17 protein-coding genes are annotated in these 18,992 nt (G+C 55.4%); 2 read left to right on the top strand and 15 right to left on the bottom strand.

What is annotated here, in order from left to right; genetic code table 11:
• Window positions 1–12: 12 nt before the first annotated feature.
• The 5 genes from menH to SK38_RS01365 all read right to left on the bottom strand — a co-directional run bounded on the left by menH (window position 13) and on the right by SK38_RS01365 (window position 4,759).
• Window positions 13–771, bottom strand: a complete 759-nt coding sequence (gene menH, locus SK38_RS01385) for a 2-succinyl-6-hydroxy-2,4-cyclohexadiene-1-carboxylate synthase (protein ID WP_048234837.1) — start codon at window positions 769–771, stop codon at window positions 13–15.
• A complete protein-coding gene (gene menD, locus SK38_RS01380) occupies window positions 768–2,438 on the bottom strand; it encodes a 2-succinyl-5-enolpyruvyl-6-hydroxy-3-cyclohexene-1-carboxylic-acid synthase (protein ID WP_048234835.1) in 1,671 nt (556 codons plus the stop codon). The genes menH and menD overlap by 4 nt, the downstream gene beginning before the upstream one ends.
• Before the next feature lie 87 nt (window positions 2,439–2,525).
• Entirely contained in the window at window positions 2,526–3,824 is a 1,299-nt protein-coding gene (gene menF / locus SK38_RS01375) for an isochorismate synthase MenF (RefSeq protein ID WP_048234833.1), read from the bottom strand.
• Window positions 3,825–3,928: 104 nt separating this feature from the next.
• On the bottom strand, window positions 3,929–4,234 hold the full coding sequence (gene elaB / locus SK38_RS01370; RefSeq protein ID WP_003027683.1) for a stress response protein ElaB: 306 nt from the start codon (window positions 4,232–4,234) through the stop codon (window positions 3,929–3,931).
• 63 nt (window positions 4,235–4,297) lie between these two features.
• A complete protein-coding gene (locus SK38_RS01365; protein ID WP_048234830.1) occupies window positions 4,298–4,759 on the bottom strand; it encodes a GNAT family N-acetyltransferase in 462 nt (153 codons plus the stop codon).
• Between the two features lie 67 nt (window positions 4,760–4,826).
• On the opposite strand from SK38_RS01365, the gene rbn reads away from it, so the two are divergent.
• Window positions 4,827–5,744: a ribonuclease BN gene (rbn, locus tag SK38_RS01360; protein ID WP_048234829.1), complete on the top strand. Its 918-nt coding sequence runs from the start codon at window positions 4,827–4,829 to the stop codon at window positions 5,742–5,744.
• Between the two features lie 64 nt (window positions 5,745–5,808).
• Window positions 5,809–6,813, top strand: a complete 1,005-nt coding sequence (locus SK38_RS01355) for a chemotaxis protein (protein ID WP_048234827.1) — start codon at window positions 5,809–5,811, stop codon at window positions 6,811–6,813.
• A 58-nt stretch (window positions 6,814–6,871) separates the two neighbouring features.
• Here SK38_RS01355 and nuoN read toward each other — a convergent pair whose 3' ends face one another.
• The 10 genes from nuoN to nuoE all read right to left on the bottom strand — a co-directional run bounded on the left by nuoN (window position 6,872) and on the right by nuoE (window position 18,992).
• Window positions 6,872–8,329 carry an NADH-quinone oxidoreductase subunit NuoN gene (gene nuoN, locus SK38_RS01350; RefSeq protein ID WP_003027689.1) on the bottom strand — a complete coding sequence of 486 codons (1,458 nt, stop codon included), beginning with the start codon at window positions 8,327–8,329 and terminating at the stop codon, window positions 6,872–6,874.
• Between the two features lie 6 nt (window positions 8,330–8,335).
• Window positions 8,336–9,865, bottom strand: a complete 1,530-nt coding sequence (nuoM, locus tag SK38_RS01345) for an NADH-quinone oxidoreductase subunit M (RefSeq protein ID WP_003027692.1) — start codon at window positions 9,863–9,865, stop codon at window positions 8,336–8,338.
• Window positions 9,866–10,116: 251 nt separating this feature from the next.
• On the bottom strand, window positions 10,117–11,958 hold the full coding sequence (gene nuoL / locus SK38_RS01340) for an NADH-quinone oxidoreductase subunit L (protein ID WP_003834744.1): 1,842 nt from the start codon (window positions 11,956–11,958) through the stop codon (window positions 10,117–10,119).
• Window positions 11,955–12,257, bottom strand: a complete 303-nt coding sequence (gene nuoK, locus SK38_RS01335) for an NADH-quinone oxidoreductase subunit NuoK (RefSeq protein ID WP_000612644.1) — start codon at window positions 12,255–12,257, stop codon at window positions 11,955–11,957. Before nuoK ends, nuoL begins: the two co-directional genes overlap by 4 nt.
• The gene (gene nuoJ / locus SK38_RS01330; RefSeq protein WP_003028059.1) at window positions 12,254–12,808 is read right to left on the bottom strand and encodes an NADH-quinone oxidoreductase subunit J; all 555 of its coding nucleotides are present in this window, start codon (window positions 12,806–12,808) and stop codon (window positions 12,254–12,256) included. The genes nuoK and nuoJ overlap by 4 nt, the downstream gene beginning before the upstream one ends.
• An 11-nt stretch (window positions 12,809–12,819) precedes the next feature.
• Entirely contained in the window at window positions 12,820–13,362 is a 543-nt protein-coding gene (gene nuoI, locus SK38_RS01325; RefSeq protein WP_003028062.1) for an NADH-quinone oxidoreductase subunit NuoI, read from the bottom strand.
• 14 nt (window positions 13,363–13,376) lie between these two features.
• Window positions 13,377–14,354 carry an NADH-quinone oxidoreductase subunit NuoH gene (nuoH, locus tag SK38_RS01320; RefSeq protein WP_003028063.1) on the bottom strand — a complete coding sequence of 326 codons (978 nt, stop codon included), beginning with the start codon at window positions 14,352–14,354 and terminating at the stop codon, window positions 13,377–13,379.
• A complete protein-coding gene (nuoG, locus tag SK38_RS01315; RefSeq protein WP_032941985.1) occupies window positions 14,351–17,077 on the bottom strand; it encodes an NADH-quinone oxidoreductase subunit NuoG in 2,727 nt (908 codons plus the stop codon). Before nuoG ends, nuoH begins: the two co-directional genes overlap by 4 nt.
• Window positions 17,078–17,157: 80 nt before the next feature.
• Window positions 17,158–18,495 carry an NADH-quinone oxidoreductase subunit NuoF gene (nuoF, locus tag SK38_RS01310; protein WP_003834753.1) on the bottom strand — a complete coding sequence of 446 codons (1,338 nt, stop codon included), beginning with the start codon at window positions 18,493–18,495 and terminating at the stop codon, window positions 17,158–17,160.
• Entirely contained in the window at window positions 18,492–18,992 is a 501-nt protein-coding gene (gene nuoE, locus SK38_RS01305; protein WP_003028069.1) for an NADH-quinone oxidoreductase subunit NuoE, read from the bottom strand. Before nuoE ends, nuoF begins: the two co-directional genes overlap by 4 nt.

Raw genomic sequence — 18,992 nt, 5'->3', positions numbered from 1 at the left:
AATGTCCTATAGTCAGCGACGCAGAATCTGAGCCAGACAGTCCACTACACCCACGGGGTTGTCCCGATGCGCGTTGTGTCCGGCATTACGAATCACATGGTTTGGTACTGATATTTCCGCCGCCAGAGCGCGGAATTTTTCGTCACGTTCACCACATAAATAATAAAACGGAAATGTGCGCGTCGTGAGTTGCGCACGTAAATCAGGCTGTACGGCAAGCGAGGTGGCCTCCAGCATTGCCGCCAGCGTTTGCCCATTATTCTGGCTACGCAGAGCGACCAGCGCCTCTCTTTGTGCCGCGTTCAGCGAGGAAAAAACGGGCTGTTGATACCAGTCATTAAACACCTCACGTAGCGGCTCTGCGCGAAAACGTGCAGCCCAGCGGCCATCCGAGAGACGACGCTGAACGCGCGCCTCCTCGCTTTGCAAGCCGGGATGTCCGCCTTCAACCACCAGACCACAAAGCCCAGGCATCTCCTGACAGGCCGCCATCATGGCGACTCTGCCGCCAAGAGAGTATCCCACCAGCCAGTAGTTAAGCATGTTGTAACTAAGTAGAGTGTTACGCAGCAAAACGCTGACATCATCGAACCCACTCACGCCGATGTCAGCGGAGCCACCGTGTCCCGGCAAGTCGATGTATAGCCGCGAATAATCCTGAAACGCTTCGCCGACCGTCTGCCATTCCTGGCAATCGCCAGAGAAACCGTGCAGGAAAACCAGCCAGGGAAATCCCGTCTGCCCCTCTTTCGCCTGCGCATGCAGGATCATAGATGACTTACCTGCGCCAGCAGTTGCTGCAAGGTTTGCGCCCCGTCAGTTTCGTTCACCACCAGCTCAATCACCGTGGCCGCAGGTGTACGCCACGCGTTAGTCAACGCGCTCTCCAGCTGCTCCCAGTTTTCCGGGCGCTGGTATTTAAGGTTAAACATGGCGGCAGCATGCTCGAAATGTACGTTCTGCGGCATCAGATAGAACCGTTCGCGTTCGCTGGCTGGCGTCGGCAGCAGGGAAAAAATCTGCCCGCCGTTATTATTGACCACTATCAGGACAAACGGTGCAGAAACCTGGCGCAATAACGCCAGCGCATTCAGGTCATACAACGCAGATAAATCGCCAACAATCGCCAGCGTCGATTTCGCGCTGGCACGCTGTACGCCAGCTGCCGTTGACAGCAGGCCGTCAATACCGCTCGCGCCACGGTTGCTATAGACCGGGTAACCAGCCGGAAGCTGCGACAGCGCATCAATCAGGCGTACCACCAGACTGTTACCCACGAACAGCTGCCCCTGCTCCGGCAAGTAGTCGCGGATACGGTGGGCTAATTGCGCTTCACCAAACGCCTCACGACGGGCTTCTACCGCCTGCCAGGCCTGTTGCGCCAGATGAGGGATCTCAATACACCAGGGCTGACGTTTCTCCGCCGGATGCAGCTCCAGCCAGTCGCCAACTTTCGCCACCAACCTGCGGCCGCGATGATGGGCCGGATCGAGGCGGCCTTCGATATTATCGACAATCCAGTATTCCTGCGGATCGCAGCTGGCCTGCCATTGCAGCAGACGTTTTCCAGTCAGGCTGCTACCAAGCTGCACCACAATCTGCGCCTGCTGCAATTCAGCTACAGCTTTCGCATTTCCCAGCCACAGGTCGGCGCACGGCAGCGGTTGTCCGGTTTGCGACAGAACATCGCCAATCAGCGGCCAGCCTAACGTCTGCGCCCACTGCGCAACCTTCTGACCTTCTTCCGCGCTCATGCGGCCCGCAATGACTACGCCGCGTTTTTGTCGCCAGAAAAACCAGTCGCGTTGTTTGTCGCTTTCCAGCCGACGCGCTTCTCGCAGCCAGGGTTTATCGTCCTGCCACCAGTCGCCGAGGCGCTGCTGCCAGGCAATCCCCGTTTCGTCCATATCGCCATACAGCGGTTCCGCAAACGGGCAATTGATATGAACCGCCCCGCTATGCAGGGCAGCTAACGCATTATCAATCGTGGACACCAGCCAGCTTGCCGGAATGTCCTGAGTCGGACGCGGTAAAGAGAGCGTTTGCGATGGATGCGAGGCAAACATTCCGGCCTGACGAATCGCCTGGTTCGCGCCACAGTCGATAAGCTCTGGCGGTCTGTCAGCGGTAAGTAAAATCAGTTTTTCACCGGTCAGGCCCGCTTCAATCAACGCGGGATATAAATTCGCCACCGCGGTACCGGACGTCACAATCACGGCGACAGGCTGCCGGCTGACTTTTGCCAGACCTAAAGCCAGATGCCCAAGACCGCGCTCGTCAAAATGGGTGTGGTGGATGAATGCGGGGTTTTCCGCTGCCGCCAGCGTCAACGGTGTAGAACGAGAGCCAGGGGCAATGCAGACATGCCTGACGCCGTGGCGAGTGAGTGCTTCCAGAATGACCGCCGCCCAGCGTCGGTTAAATGCGCTTACTGACATGAGATTGTCCGGTATCAATATTGCGACACAGTATAGAGAATCGAATAAATGGATTTTTGATATGAATCGGAAATATACACGAAATCACTATCCTTCCATCTGTAATAAAGTACGTAACCCTGCCGCTTTATTGTCTATTTCTTGCCATTCCTGCTCAGGATCTGAGCCACGTACAATCCCTGCCCCGGCATACAGGCGTACCACGTTTGCGCTAATTTTCGCCGAACGCAATGACACGCAAAACTCGCTTTGGCGCAAAGAAAGATAACCCGCTGAACCGGCATACCACTCGCGTTCAAAGGGTTCATTTTGCTGGATGAATTCACGCGCCAGCTCACGCGGAATACCGGCGACTGCCGCCGTGGGCTGAAGCTGCATCAGGCAAAGCATATCGTCGGCCTGATTCAGTTCCGTCCAGATGCAACGGCGCAGGTGCTGCACTTTACGCAGCCTGAGCACCTGCGGTGGCAGCACATCGAGAGTTTGCGTACAGCCTTGCAGGCGCTGGCAAATATCTTCGACCACCAGCATATTCTCGCGCTGGTTTTTATCATCTTTCATTAGCCAGTCGCCCAATTGCCAGGCCCGATGATCCTCAGGGTGATTGGCCACGGTTCCGGCCAGCGCCTCGGTGCGCAGCGCCGTATCACGTCGTCGATACAGACGTTCAGGAGAAGAGCCAAGAAAAGCGGTGTCGGCGGAGAATGCCATAAAGAAATGGTAGCAGTTCAGATTTAAGCGACGGCTGGAAGCCATCACGGCAGCGGCATTAACTGACTGAGAAAATTGTAAATCGGTCGCCCGCGCCAGCACGACCTTATCGAGGTCTTCTCCTGCGATCGTTTGAGTGGCGAGTTTTATCAGGTCTATCCAGCCAGCTTTCTCCGGCCAGTGCTGTTCTCCCGTCAAATTCAAACGCAATGCAGGGAGCGGTTTTACGGGAGCAAGCGATGAGATGAAGGCGATCGCTTGTGTAGCGTCTTCACGTAGCGACACGTCGCTATAGAGATGTAAGCGTAAGCTCGCCACTCCGGCGCAACGTCGCCACTCCAGCCGCGGCAGCAGTAAATTGCCACGCAGAGGCTCAAAGGCATTCAGGCCCCAGATGCGCAGGTCGGGATGATTATCATGCTGATGTAAAAATTGCTGGGCTGATTCCAGCGAGGAAAATGCGGCGACGGCCCCTAATACGGCGGCTTCTTCATCGCCGTTACGCTGCTGCCAGTAAAACTGGGGCCAGACGGGTTGACTGGCCAGCCATCCTAAAGCGTCAAACGCATCATTCAGTGGGAAAGGTATATCGTAAATACGAATTCCAGGTGCTGCTGGCATCTCTTGCGATAAATGACGCATCAGACTTTCCAGCGCAGTAGTGATTGAATGCACGCGGACCTCTCCCTGTTAAAAACCTCTCATTATACGGGGTACTGAGCAGAAAAAGCAGTACCCCCAGTTAGGGAGTACGTACAAATGCGATGACAGAACGGAATTTATCGCCGTGCTAACAATAATCCCATCACTAAACCGACTGTGGCGCCAACGCCGATTCCGCGCCAGGGTTTTTCGTGCACATAGTCATCCGCCCGACAAACGGCTTTTTTCGCACGGTAATAATAGCTATCAGAAGCATGGCTGACGCGATTTCTCACCTCTTCTAACGCCCGCTCTGCCCGCGCTTTTAACTCAAGGTATTTTTGATCTGCTGGGTCGCCAGAAGAACGTAGCACCTCTTCCAGCGTTTCACTTAATAATTCCAGATCATCATCGATACGTGATTCATAAGAATGAAAAGACATTATATTCTCCCTTTCTATTGACGTACCCGCTAACTATAGACAACCTGGACTGATTGCGCCTGTTTACGCCTGATGTGCTTCCCGCGCCATTCCGACGTGTGGAATGCCATCTTCGTCATAGATATCCGTCACCGGAACAAAGCCAAAGCGTGCATAGAATGATTGCAGATGCGCCTGCGCGCCCAGATACAACGCCTTGTGTGGCCAGTGTTGCGCGCAGGATGCCAGCGTCTGGGCCATCAGCTGTTGCCCCAGTTTTTCACCACGCAGCGTTTTGCTTACAATCACCCGACCAATCACTACCGGCTCCAGCTCGTCATCGCTTTTCAGAATCCTCGCATACGCCACCAGCTCATCGTTATGCCAGCCCAGAATATGCCGATTCTCTCCAGCCAGGTCATCGCCATCCACATCCTGGTACGGACACTGTTGCTCAACTACAAACACCGCGCATCGTAGCTGAAGTAGTGCGTACAGTTGTTGGGTACTCAGCTTTGCATGGTGGAGATCTTGCCAGTGAATCATTGTCTGCCCCTATGTTGTGATAACCTGAACACCCTGCCTTATTGATGGCGAAAAGTGTAACGCAAAGATGGAATTACTATTTTTAGGCACGTCTGCGGGAGTCCCCACGCGCTCACGCAATGTAACGGCAATTTTACTGAATCTGCAACACCCGACTCAGGCGGGGCTGTGGCTTTTTGATTGCGGCGAAGGGACACAGCATCAGATGCTCACCACGCCTTTCAATCCAGGAAAACTCGATCGTATTTTTATCAGCCATCTGCACGGCGATCACCTGTTTGGTTTACCGGGGCTACTGTGCAGTCGCTCAATGGCCGGCAATGTCCAGCCACTGACGCTCTACGGGCCAAAAGGGTTGCGAGAGTTTACCGAAACCGCATTGCGTCTGAGCGGCTCCTGGACCGATTATCCGCTGGATATTGTAGAAATCACCGCGGGTGAGATTGTGGATGACGGCCTGCGAAAAGTAACGGCGTACCCGCTGGTGCATCCGCTGGAATGCTACGGTTTTCGCATTCAAGAGCACGACAAACCGGGTGCGCTTGACGCTAGCGCCCTGAAGGCGGCAGGCGTTAAAGCGGGCCCGTGGTTTCAGGATTTGAAAGCCGGAAAAAACATCGTGCTGGAGGATGGTCGAGCGATTAACGGTGCCGATTTTCTTTCCCCGCCCACCAGGGGAAAATCAGTCGCTATTTTCGGTGACACAGGACCCTGCGCATCCGCCATTGAACTGGCACGGGGTGTGGATGTGATGGTACATGAAACCACACTGGACGCCTCAATGGAGGAAAAAGCCAACAGCCGCGGACACAGCTCGACCCGACAAGCCGCAAAGCTGGCGCTGGAGGCCGGAGTGGGACGCCTGATCATGACCCACGTTAGCTCACGTTACGATGAAAAAGGCTGTCAGCGATTACTCGAAGAGTGCAAAGCAATATTTCCAGACACGGAACTGGCTCACGATTTCGCCATTTTCACCGTTTAACGCTCTATTTTTCCGCCTCAGTGCCGATAACAGTGGAAAGGCTGGCTTTCACACTGAGGACAGGATGAACAATTTCCAGAAAGATATTGATGACAGGACAAACCTAACCCTGTCTAACCGTTTTGAACTGCTGCTGTTTCGCCTCGGCAAATCTGTTGAGGAGCAGAAATCAGAGCTGTTTGGCATCAACGTATTCAAGCTGCGTGAAATCGTGCCGATGCCGACCTTTACGCGTCCGGCGGGTATGAAGGCCCCGTTACTGGGTATGGTTAACATTCGCGATCAGGTGATCCCGGTGATTGACCTGCCCGCCGTCGCGGGCTGTAAGCCAGAGACCGGACTCAATATTCTGTTGATCACAGAATATGCCCGCAGCGTCCAGGCTTTTGCGGTGGAGTCAGTGGAAAATATTATGCGCCTGGACTGGCAACAGGTGCATACCGCCGAGAAAGCCGTCAATGGTCGCTATATCACCAGTATCGCTTGCCTGGACGACAACAAAGAGACCAACAACCTGGCGCTGGTACTCGACGTTGAGCAGATCCTGTACGACATCGTACCGGCGAACCACGACCTGCGCGCAACCGATCTGAAAACCAATAAATTCAACATCACGCCGGGTGCGGTGGCGATTGTGGCTGATGATTCCAAAGTGGCCCGCGCAATGCTGGAAAAAGGGCTTAACGCCATGGAGATCCCGCATCTGATGCATGTAACAGGTCAGGATGCGTGGGAAAAAATACAGCAGCTTTCCGCAGAAGCGCTGGCGGATGGCAAGCCTGTCAGTGAGAAGATCGCTCTGGTTCTCACCGATCTCGAAATGCCGGAGATGGACGGTTTTACGCTTACCCGTAAGATAAAAACCGACGAACGTCTGAAGAAAATCCCGGTCGTTATCCACTCTTCGCTTTCCGGTAGCGCGAACGAAGATCACGTTCGCCGAGTAAAAGCAGATGGCTACGTGGCCAAATTCGAAGTCAATGAGCTTTCTTCAGTGATCCAGGAAGTGATGGATCGCACAGCGAAAGGCATCAGCGGTCCGCTGGTGAGCCGTCAGCTATTAAACTGACCGTATTTCACGCATAAAAAAACCCGCCAAGGCGGGTTTTTTCGTTTCCGTATTTCTTTTACATCAGCGGAGTCGCTAACTGCACAATGCTGATCAGCGGTTGCGGGTAAATACCCAGCACCAGTACCAGCAGAGCAGAAATCAGCACCACGATACCGCCCGCGCTGTACTGCCAGTTGGACGGCGCATCGCGGTTCAACTGCTGCGGTGCGCTCAAGTACAGGCTCACCGCAACACGCAGGTAGTAGTACAAACCAATCGCGGAACCGACCACCACCGCGGCAACCAGCCACCACAGGTTAGCCTGTACACCGACGGCCAGTACGTAGAACTTACCGATAAAGCCCAGCGTCATCGGGATACCTGCCAGAGACAGCATCATCACCGTCATCACTGCCGCGAGGATCGGACGATGCCAGAACAGACCACGGTAGGAGAACAGAGAGTCTGCATCCGGACCGCGGTACGGGCTGGACATCAGGCTGACCACACCGAACGCGCCGAGGCTGCTGAACAGGTAACCGGCCAGGTAAACGCCAACCGCTTCCATCGACATCTCGCCGCTCTGCAGAGCAATCAGCGCCACCAGCAGGTAGCCGAGGTGAGAGATAGAAGAGTAACCGAGCAGACGTTTAATATTGGTCTGGCTCAGCGCCATCAGGTTACCGAAGATGATGGAAGCAAAGGCAATCACGCCCAGTACGATACGTACCGCTTCGCTATCTCCTACCGGTGCGTACAGGAACAGACGCATCACCACGCCGAAGATAGCGATTTTGCTCGCCGTCGCCAGGAAGGTGGAAACCGGAGCAGGAGCGCCCTGGTATACGTCTGGCGTCCACAGGTGGAACGGAACCAGCGAGAGTTTAAAGCCGAGGCCAACAATCATCAGACCGAAGCCCGCCAGCAGCAGCGGTTCGTGCAGCATGCCGTCGCCGAGGCTCTTACCGAGTGCAACAAACGACAGATTACCAGACTGCGCGTACACCAGCGCCATACCGAACAGCAGGAAGGAAGACGCTGCGGCAGACAGAATGGTGTATTTGATACTGGCTTCCAGCGAACGTTTCTGACGGAACGCATAGCCAACCAGACCAAACAGCGGCAGAGAGATCAGCTCAATACCAAGGAACAGCGCCGCCAGATGGTTAGCGTTAGCCAGCAGAATACCGCCAAGTGCGGCAATCAGCACCAACAGGTAGAACTCTTCCCGGTTGTCATCGTAGCCTTCCAGCCACGGGTAAGCGAAGGTACAGGTGGCAAGACTCGCCAGCAGCACCAGCCCGGTGTAGAGCATGGCGAAACCGTCAACCCGCATCAGCGGGGTGACGTCCATGGCGCCCGCCTGGCCAACAAACCAGAGCGAAACCAGCGCGGCGTTAAGCCCAATGACCGACAGCGTGGCATTGAGGAAGTGATTGCGTCGCCACGCAATGGAGAGCATCACAACCACCACCGTCAAGCCGACGATCAGCAGCGGTAGCAGCGCAATCAGGTGTTGTGGAGTTATTGTCATGGCGATTTACGGCCTTGTAGTAGTAACGGAATTAACAAACCACTGCTGGATGTTGCTCATCGCAGAATGCGAGGTATCCAGAATCGGCTGCGGATAGAAGCCAAGCAGTACCAGAAGCACGACCAGCAACAGGATGATAAACAGCTCACGCAGCGACATCCCTGGCAGTTCAACACTGGCAATCTGGCTCTTCGCTTTACCGAAGTAAGCGCGATGCAGCATCGCCAGCGAGTAAACAGAGGCAAACACCAGACCAAAGGTCGAGATCACGGTAATGACCGGAACCACCTGGTAGCTGCCGAACAGAATCATAAATTCGCCAACGAAGTTACCTGTACCCGGCATACCCAGCGTACACACTGCGAAGAACATCGACAGCGCAGGCAACCATTTCATTTTGCCCCACAGGCCGCCCATCATACGCATATCACGCGTGTGCAGACGTTCGTACAGCTGACCACACAGAATGAACAGACCGGCTGCGGACAGACCGTGCGCAATCATCTGGATAACAGCACCCTGGTACGCCAGCTGGCTGCCGGTGTAGATAGCAATCAGTACGAAGCCCATGTGCGATACGGAGGTGTAAGCGATCAGACGTTTGATATCGTACTGATTAAAGGCCATCCACGCGCCGTAGAAGATACCGATAACGCCCAGCCACATTGCGATAGGTGCAAACTCAGCCGACGCGTTCGGGAACAGCGGCAGAGAGAAGCGCAGCAGACCGTAAGCCGCGGTTTTCAGCAAGATCCCCGCCAGGTCAACGGAACCTGCGGTCGGCGCCTGGGAGTGCGCATCCGGCAACCAGCCGTGCAGCGGAACTACCGGCATTTTCACCGCGAAGGCAATGAAGAAGCCCAGCATCAGCAGATATTCCACACCGTGGGACATCGGGGTATTCAGCAGCTCTTCATAGTTGAAGGTCCACACACCGGTCGCTTTATAGTGCACAAACACCAGCGCCAGGATGGCAATCAACATCACCAGACCACTCGCCTGGGTATAAATGAAGAACTTGGTCGCCGCCGTGATACGCGTTTTACCGTCAGAGGCTTTATGCCCCCACAACGCGATCAGGAAGTACATCGGCACCAGCATCATTTCCCAGAAGAAGAAGAACAGGAACATGTCGATGGCAAGGAACACGCCGATCACGCCGCCTAAGATCCACATCAGGTTCAGATGGAAGAAGCCCTGGTATTTTTCGATTTCATTCCAGGAGCAAAGTACCGCCAGAACACCGAGCAGACCGGTCAGCACTACCATCAGCAGCGACAGACCGTCGATAGCCAGATGAATAGAGATGCCAAAACGTGGGATCCACGGCAGGACAAATTCAGACTGCCACTGCGGAATGCCAGCGGATTGCGTCAGTGAATAGCCGCCCTGCAACCACAGTTGCAGGCCAAGCGCCAGCGTCAATCCCATGGTAATCAGCGCGATCCAGCGCGGCACCTTCACGCCAAAGCGTTCGGTCTGCCAGCACAGGAAGCCACCGATAAAGGGAATTAATATCAACCAGGGTAATAACATAGCTAAGTATGTCCCTTATATTTACTCCTGCTCAGGCTATCTCACTCGTCAGCCCAAATCCCGGCAGTGCTCGCAATCTTCACGTACTTCAGTACGCTCCGGTTGCTCTGCGCTGGCGGTCTCCGGTCTGACTTCGCCGATGACGCCTGTACATCAGGAACAGATTTTCAACGAATTCTAAAAATTATTTTTGGGTTTGTAGGCCGGATAAGCGCAGCGCCATCCGGCAATCGTTCATCCAGCCAACAAACTCAACGCAGTACCATCAACAGTGCCAGCACAACGACGGCGCCGATGCTCATTGATGCAACATACCAGCGCAGATAACCGTTCTCGCTCAACAGCAGGCCTTTACCTGCAAAGCGGGAAAGGATCGCCGGAATGTTCATCATTGAGTTGAGCGGATCGCGTTTCAGCAACCAGGCAACACCCAGGAACGGCTTAACGAACACTTTGTCGTACAGCCAGTCGAAGCCCCAGGCGTTATACCACCAGGTACCCAGCAGGCGGCCCGGCGCACTGTTCGCAATCGACGTCACCAGTGTGCGTTTACCCAGCCACAGCCATGCTGCGATCAGGATGCCCGCAATCGCTACGATACCGGAGGTAATTTCCAGCGTCATGACGCGACCATGCTCAAGCTCGGTCGTCGCAGGCAGTACACCCTGCAGTGGCGGCACAATCAGCGCGCCAACGAAGGTGGACAGGATCATCAGCACAATCAGCGGCAGATGATGGGTAATCCCCTTCCCTGCGTGGGCATGAATTTGTTCTTTACCGTGGAACACGATGAAAATCATACGGAAGGTGTACAGAGAGGTCATGAATGCACCGACCAGACCTGCAACCATCAGATTAATATGACCATTCGCCATTGCACCGGCCAGAATCTCATCCTTACTGAAGAAGCCAGCGGTAATCAGCGGCAGAGCCGACAGCGCCGCGCCACCGATCAGGAAGCAGAGATACACCAGCGGAATTGACTTACGCAGACCGCCCATCTTGAAGATGTTCTGTTCGTGGTGGCAAGCCAGGATAACCGAGCCGGATGCCAGGAACAGCAGCGCTTTAAAGAAGGCGTGCGTCATCAGGTGGAAAATCGCCGCATCCCACGCCTGTACGCCAAGAGCCAGGAACATATAACCAATCTGGCTCATGGTAGAGTACGCAAGAACGCGTTTGATGTCGGTCTGTACCAGCGCAGCAAAACCCGCCAGCACCAGAGTGATAGCACCGATAATCCCCACCAGGTGCAGGATTTCAGGCGTCATCAGGAACAGGCCGTGCGTACGGGCTATCAGGTAGACACCAGCGGTAACCATCGTCGCGGCGTGGATCAACGCGGAGACAGGCGTCGGACCGGCCATCGCATCAGCAAGCCAGGTCTGCAACGGCAGCTGTGCAGATTTACCGACCGCACCGCCCAGCAGCATCAGGGTTGCCCACATCAGCATGTTGTTACCGTCTGCAAAGTGCGCAGGCGCCAGTTCCACCATTTCGCGGAAGTTCAGCGTGCCCAGCTCGTTGTAGAGGATGAACAGCGCGAACGCCAGGAATACGTCACCAACGCGGGTTACCACGAAGGCTTTCATTGCCGCAGCGCCATTCTTCGGATCGGTGTAGTAGAAACCAATCAGCAGATAGGAGCACAGGCCCACGCCTTCCCAGCCGAGGTACATCAGCAGCAGGTTATCCGCCAGTACCAGAACCACCATGCTGGCGATAAACAGGTTGGTGTAGGCGAAGAAACGAGAATAGCCCTCTTCTCCGCGCATATACCAGGAAGCGAACATGTGGATCAGGAAACCAACGCCGGTCACCACGGAGAGCATGGTCAGCGACAGGCCGTCCAGCACCAGGTTAAAACCGATGTTGAAGTCACCGACTGACATCCACGTCCACAGCGGCTGGCTGTAAGCCTGCTGACCATTGGCAAAGAAATCAACGCCAACAAACGCAGTCACCAGCGCGGCCAGGCCGATCGAACCGACACCCACGGTAGCGGACAGATTTTCTGACCAACGACCACGAGAAAACGCCAGTAATACAAAGCCAATAAATGGCAGAATAATGGTTAAGGCAAGCATGTTCATCCACGCATCTCACTTACTGAATCGATGTTCAGGTTCTGGCGACGGCGATGAAGTTGCAGCAACAGCGCAAGCCCAATGCTCGCTTCGGCAGCCGCAAGGCTGATGGCGAGAATATACATCACCTGACCATCGGTCTGGCCCCAGTAGCTTCCGGCGACCACAAAGGCCAGCGCGGAGGCGTTAATCATGATTTCCAGCCCAATCAGCATAAACAGCAGATTGCGGCGGATAACCAGACCGGTTAAGCCCAGCACGAATAAGATCGCAGCGAGGATCAGTCCATGTTGTAAGGGGATCATGCGTGCTCCTCCGTTTTTCTTTTCGCGCGGTCGTCGGTGCGATTGCTCAGCACTTCACCAGAACGCTCTTCACGCCCCACATGGAAGGCCACAACCAGACCCGCCAGCAGCAGCATCGATGCCAGTTCAACCGCCAGTACATACGGTCCGAACAGGGAAATACCGACTGCTTTTGCGCTAATTGGCGTGCCGTCGATGCCCTGATCGTTAACGCCCAGAATGGCGTAAACAATAACCACCAGCATAATGGCCGACAGAATCGCCGGACCAATCCACACCTGCGGTTTCAGCCACTGACGTTCCTGTTCAATTTCAGAACCACCAAGGTTGAGCATCATCACCACGAACACGAACAGCACCATGATGGCGCCCGCGTAGACGATAATTTCCAGCGCACCAGCGAAGTAAGCGCCTAACGAGAAGAACACCCCAGAAATCGCCAGCAGCGAAATAATCAGGTACAGCAACGCGTGTACCGGATTGGTGTGGGTGATCACCCGCAAGGTTGCGAGAATGGCTATCAGGCCACAGATATAAAAAGCGAACTCCATTGCCCCTCTCCTTACGGTAACAGGCTCTTGACGTCGATAGGCTTAGCTTCGTTCTCTGCTTCGCCCTTATCTTTGCCGTCGATTGCCATACCTGCCATCCGGTAGAAGTTATATTCCGGGTATTTGCCCGGACCGGAGATCAGCAGATCCTCTTTCTCGTAAACCAGGTCCTGGCGCTTGTACTCACCCAGCTCGAAATCTGGAGTCAGCTGAATAGCCGTAGTCGGACAGGCTTCTTCGCACAGGCCGCAGAAAATGCAGCGTGAGAAGTTAATGCGGAAAAACTCCGGATACCAGCGACCGTCTTTGGTCTCTGCTTTTTGCAGAGAGATACAGCCTACCGGACACGCTACCGCACACAGGTTACAGGCAACGCAGCGCTCTTCACCGTCTGGATCACGAGTCAGAACGATACGACCACGAAAACGGGGCGGTAGATAGACCGGCTCTTCCGGATACATCTGCGTTTCGCGTTTCGCGAACGCATGCAGGCCGATCATCCAGATACTGCGTACCTGGGTGCCGAAACCTACGAACAATTCTTTTAAGGTCATGGTCTTTGTGTCCCTTATTGCGCCTGCCAGAGAATGACAGCCGCCGTTACCAGCAAGTTGACGAGCGTCAGCGGCAGACAGACTTTCCAGCCGAAGGACATTACCTGGTCATAACGAGGACGCGGTAACGACGCACGAATCAAAATGAACATCATCATGAAGAACGCGGTTTTCAGCGCGAACCAGACGAATGGCGGTAAGAACGGGCCATGCCAGCCACCGAAGAACAGGGTAACCATCAGTGCAGAAATGGTGACGATACCGATGTACTCACCCACGAAGAACAGACCGAATTTCATACCGGAATATTCAATGTGGTAACCGTCGGCCAGTTCTTGCTCGGCTTCTGGCTGGTCAAACGGGTGACGGTGGCACACCGCCACGCCCGCGATGGCAAAGGTGACAAAACCAAAGAACTGCGGAATAACGTTCCAGATATCAGCTTGGTTGTTGACGATGTCGGTCATGTTAAATGAACCGGCCTGCGCCACCACGCCCATCAGGGAAAGTCCGAGGAACACTTCATAGCTCAGCGTCTGCGCAGACGCACGCATCGCACCGAGCAGAGAGTATTTGTTGTTACTGGACCAGCCGGCGAACAGTACCGCGTATACCGCGAGGCCCGCCATCATCAGGAAGAACAGGATCCCGATGTTCAGGTCAGCAACCACCCAGTTCGGACTCACCGGCACGATGGCGAAAGCCAGCAGCAGCGAGGTGAAGGCGATCATCGGTGCCAGGGTAAAGATGACGCGATCCGAGAATTTCGGGATCCAGTCTTCTTTAAAGAACATCTTGATCATGTCCGCAACCAGCTGGAGCGAACCGCCCCAGCCAACACGGTTCGGTCCGTAACGGTTCTGGAACAGACCCAGCAGACGACGTTCGCCAAAGCTCATGAATGCCCCGCAGGTGACCACCACCAGCAGGATCACGACCGCTTTGAGAATGCTCAGCAGGATCTCAATCAGATCGGGTGTAATCCAACTCATTGTTGTGCCTCCTGCAGATCCTCAAGACGCGCACCTGCCAGAACCGGCGCGATGCCAGGCATACCCATCGGCAAACCAACCTGCCCTGCCGTTAATCCTTCAGCGATTTCAACCGGCAGCGTAACCGTGTTGCCATCGTAGCTGAAAGAAACGCGCGTACCGGCATTAACACCCAACTTCGCGGCATCAGCCGGGTTGAGTTTGATGTACGGCTGCGGCATACGGGTCTGGAAGACCGGCGCACGCTGGGACATTTCGTCGCTGCCAAACAGATGGTAGTACGGCGCGATACGCCACTGACCATCCTGAGCCTGGAAGCTCGCCGGAACGGTAGTGAAGTAATCCATACCATCTGCAGAAGCTTCGATCAGACGCACGCCCGGATCGCCATGACGCAGTTTACCGCCCACTTCATCCTGGAACTTGTTCCACGCCTGTGGGGAGTTCCAGCCCGGAGCCCAGGCAAACGGAATTTGTGAACGCGGCGCAGACGGTTGGTTGTTCCCTTCCATAGAGAAGGCGAACATAGTGTCTTTGTCCTGCGGCTGGCGCGGTTCGTGTACGCTGATGTTGGCGCGCATTGCGGTACGACCGCTGTAGCGGTGCGGTTCACGTGCCAATTTCTGTCCACGGATACGGAAGCTTGCGTCCGGCGCGGCATCTTTGATACCCGCCAGTTGCGGCAGCTTCTCAACAACCGCGTCAATAACGTGGTCGAGCTGCGTCCAGTCCACTTCTCGGCTCTGCACGGTGCTGTGCAGCGAGTGCAGCCAGCGCCAGCTTTCCAGCATCACGGTGTTACTGTCGTAGTAGGACGGGTCGTAGACCTGGAAGAAACGCTGAGCGCGGCCTTCGTTGTTAATCACCGTACCATCGCTTTCGGCGAAACTTGCGGCGGAAAGCACCAGATGAGCGTTTTCCATAATTGCCGTACGCTGATGGTCAATGACCAGTACCAGCGGCGCTTTCGCCAGCGCTGCGTTCACACGGGTTGCTGAAGCATGGCGATGCAGGTCATTCTCCAGCACCACAACGGCGTCAGCACGACCTGTTTCCAGCTCGGTCAGCGCATCGTCAAGGGAACCACCGCCAATCATACCCAGGCCCATGCTGTTAACAGAGCGAGCAATCATGGTGATGCCGACGTCTGCGCCACGGCCTTTCAGCGCCTTCGCCACGTTGGCAGCCGCCTGAATCACTTCGGCGCTACCGGCGTTGGTGCCGGAAATAATCAGTGGTTTCTTCGCCCCGGCCAGTGCCTGAACGATAACGTCAATTTTGTTTTGCAGGTCACGGTCGATACCGTCAACCGCCGGAGCGTTGTTATCCAGCGCATGAGCGATAGCGAAACCTAAACGCGCCTGATCTTCAACCGGTGCACGATAGGTCCATGCGGCGATGTCATCCAGACGGGTGTTATCGACGTTGGTAACGAACAGCGGGTGCTTAGCACGCTGGCCGATGTTAAGGATTGCTGCGATTTGCCAGTCAGCCACTTTCTGTGCCGCCGCCATTTCACGCGCTTTACCTTTCACCGCCTGACGCACTGCCAGCGCAACGCGTGCGCCGGTCTGGGTGACATCTTCGCCCAGCACCAGAACCGCATCATAAGATTCGATTTCGCGCAGTGCCGGAGTATGAATCCCGCCGTCACGCAGCACGCTCAGTGCCAGTTGCAGACGTTCCTGCTCGCCCTGGGCGATACCGGTATAGAAGTTATCCGCACCCACCAGTTCACGCAGCGCGAAGTTACTTTCAACGCTGGCGCGCGGGGAGCCGATACCAATTACTTTCTTCGACTGACGCAGAATATCTGCCGCGCCCTGCATCGCCTGCTCGGCGTTCAGCGTGATCAGGTCATCGCCACGACGCTGTACTGGCTGACGCGGACGGTCTTTCAGGTTCACGTAACCATAGCCAAAACGACCACGGTCGCAGAGGAAGTAGTGGTTAACGGTACCGTTATAACGGTTTTCGATACGACGCAGTTCACCGTAGCGTTCGCCCGGGCTGGTGTTACAGCCGATGGAACACTGCTGGCAGATGCTCGGCGCAAACTGCATGTCCCACTTACGGTTATAACGCTCGGAGTGCGTTTTATCAGTGAAGACGCCGGTCGGGCAAATTTCTACCAGGTTACCAGAGAACTCGCTTTCGAGCGTACCGTCTTCTGGGCGACCGAAGTAGACGTTGTCATGTGCGCCATAGACGCCCAGATCCGCGCCATCGGCGTAATCTTTGTAGTAACGTACGCAGCGATAGCAGGCGATGCAGCGGTTCATTTCGTGAGAGATGAACGGCCCCAGGTCCTGGTTACGGTGAGTACGCTTCGTGAAGCGGTAGCGACGGAAGCTGTGACCGGTCATGACGGTCATATCCTGCAGGTGGCAGTTGCCGCCCTCTTCACAGACCGGACAGTCGTGCGGGTGGTTAGTCATCAACCACTCCACGACGCTTTCGCGGAACTGTTTCGCTTCTTCGTCATCAATAGAAATAAAGGTGCCTTCGGTGGCCGGTGTCATACAAGACATCACCAGGCGACCACGCGTGTCTTCCGCGTTTTGATATTGCTTCACCGCACACTGGCGGCAAGCACCGACGCTTCCCAGCGCCGGGTGCCAGCAAAAGTACGGAATATCAAGGCCGAGAGACAGACAAGCTTCCAGCAGGTTGTCCGCTCCGTTGACCTCATATTCTTTGCCGTCTACATGAATCGTAGCCATAGTCAGCATGCTTCCAGTTGGCTCGGTCGTAACCGAGCGTTAATCGAATTTCTTATCGCGACACAGGGCTAACCCTGTAATCACCAGCGCTCTTTCAGCAGGTTCGGCTGAATACCACCAATCTGATGGGTATTGCTGAAGGACTGCTTGATGCCAGCTTCGAATTCTTCGCGGAAATATTTAATGGCGCTCTGCAGCGGTTCCACTGCGCCCGGTGCGTGTGCACAGAAGGTTTTACCCGGGCCGAGGAAACGACACAGTTGCTCAAGTGTCTCGATATCCCCTGGCTGGCCTTCGCCACGCTCCAGCGCGCGCAGAATTTTCACACTCCACGGCAGACCGTCACGGCACGGCGTACACCAGCCGCAGGACTCGCGGGCAAAGAACTCTTCGAGGTTACGCACCAGAGGAACCATGCCAATCTCGTGATCGACAGCCATGGCCAGCGCGGTGCCCAGACGGCTACCTGCTTTACCAATGCTTTCGAATTCCATCGGCAGATCGAGGTGTGCTTCGGTCAGGAAGTCAGTCCCTGCGCCGCCTGGCTGCCAGGCTTTGAACTTCAGTCCATCGCGCATGCCACCCGCGTAATCTTCGAGGATCTCACGCGCGGTAGTACCGAAAGGCAGTTCCCACAGGCCAGGATTCTTTACGCGACCAGAGAAGCCCATCAGCTTGGTGCCCGCGTCTTTGCTCTTCGAAATGTTCTGGTACCACTCCACGCCGTTCGCGAGGATAGCCGGTACGTTACACAGGGTTTCGACGTTGTTTACGCAGGTCGGTTTGCCCCATGCGCCAGAGCTTGCCGGGAACGGCGGCTTGGAACGTGGGTTAGCACGGCGACCTTCGAGGGAGTTGATCAGCGCGGTTTCTTCACCGCAGATGTAACGCCCTGCCCCAGTGTGGACAAACAGTTCGAAGTCGAAACCGGTGCCCATGATGTTTTTGCCAAGCAGACCGGCTTCGGTCGCTTCGGCGATCGCGCGACGCAGATGCACGGCTGCTTCGATATATTCACCGCGCAGGAAGATGTAACCACGGTACGCTTTCAGCGCAAACGCGGAAATCAGCATGCCTTCCACCAGCAGGTGCGGCAGCTGTTCCATCAGCAGACGGTCTTTATAGGTGCCCGGCTCCATTTCATCGGCGTTACACAGCAGGTAACGGATGTTCATGGATTCGTCTTTCGGCATCAGGCTCCACTTCAGACCGGTGGAAAAGCCCGCGCCGCCGCGCCCTTTCAGGCCAGCGTCTTTTACCTGATTAACGATTTCGTCCGGTGACAACCCGGTCAGGGCCTTACGCGCACCTTCGTAGCCGTTCTTGCTACGGTATTCGTCCAGCCAGACCGGCTGTTTGTCATCACGCAGACGCCAGGTCAGCGGATGGGTTTCGGGAGTACGGATAATGTCTTTCATTTATACCGCTCCAGTAGTTCGGGAATGCCTTCCGGGGTCAGGTGAGCATGAGTATCCTCATCGATCATCATGTTTGGCCCTTTATCGCAGTTCCCCAGGCAACAGGTCGGCAGCAGCGTAAAGCGACCATCAAAGGTCGTCTGCCCCGGCTTGATGTTGAGTTTTTTCTCAAGCGCGGCCTGGATCCCCTGGTAGCCGTTGATATGGCACACCACGCTGTCGCAATAGCGGATCACGTGGCGACCTACCGGCTGGCGGAAGATCTGGCTATAAAACGTAGCAACACCTTCTACGTCGCTTGCCGGAATACCCAGCACATCAGCGATCGCATAGATCGCCCCATCCGGCACCCAGCCACGCTGTTTCTGAACGATTTTCAGCGCTTCAATGGACGCCGCACGCGGGTCTTCGTAGTGGTGCTTCTCGTGCTCAATCGCTTCACGCTCAGCCGCACTCAGCTCAAAAGCCTCGGTTTGTGGTTGTTGATTCTCGTGCAT

This window comes from Citrobacter sp. MGH110, assembly GCF_001037515.1.
GTDB lineage: Bacteria > Pseudomonadota > Gammaproteobacteria > Enterobacterales > Enterobacteriaceae > Citrobacter > Citrobacter portucalensis.
The sequence above is the reverse complement of the archived record's forward strand: the minus strand, read 5'-3'. Positions and strand labels throughout refer to the sequence as shown.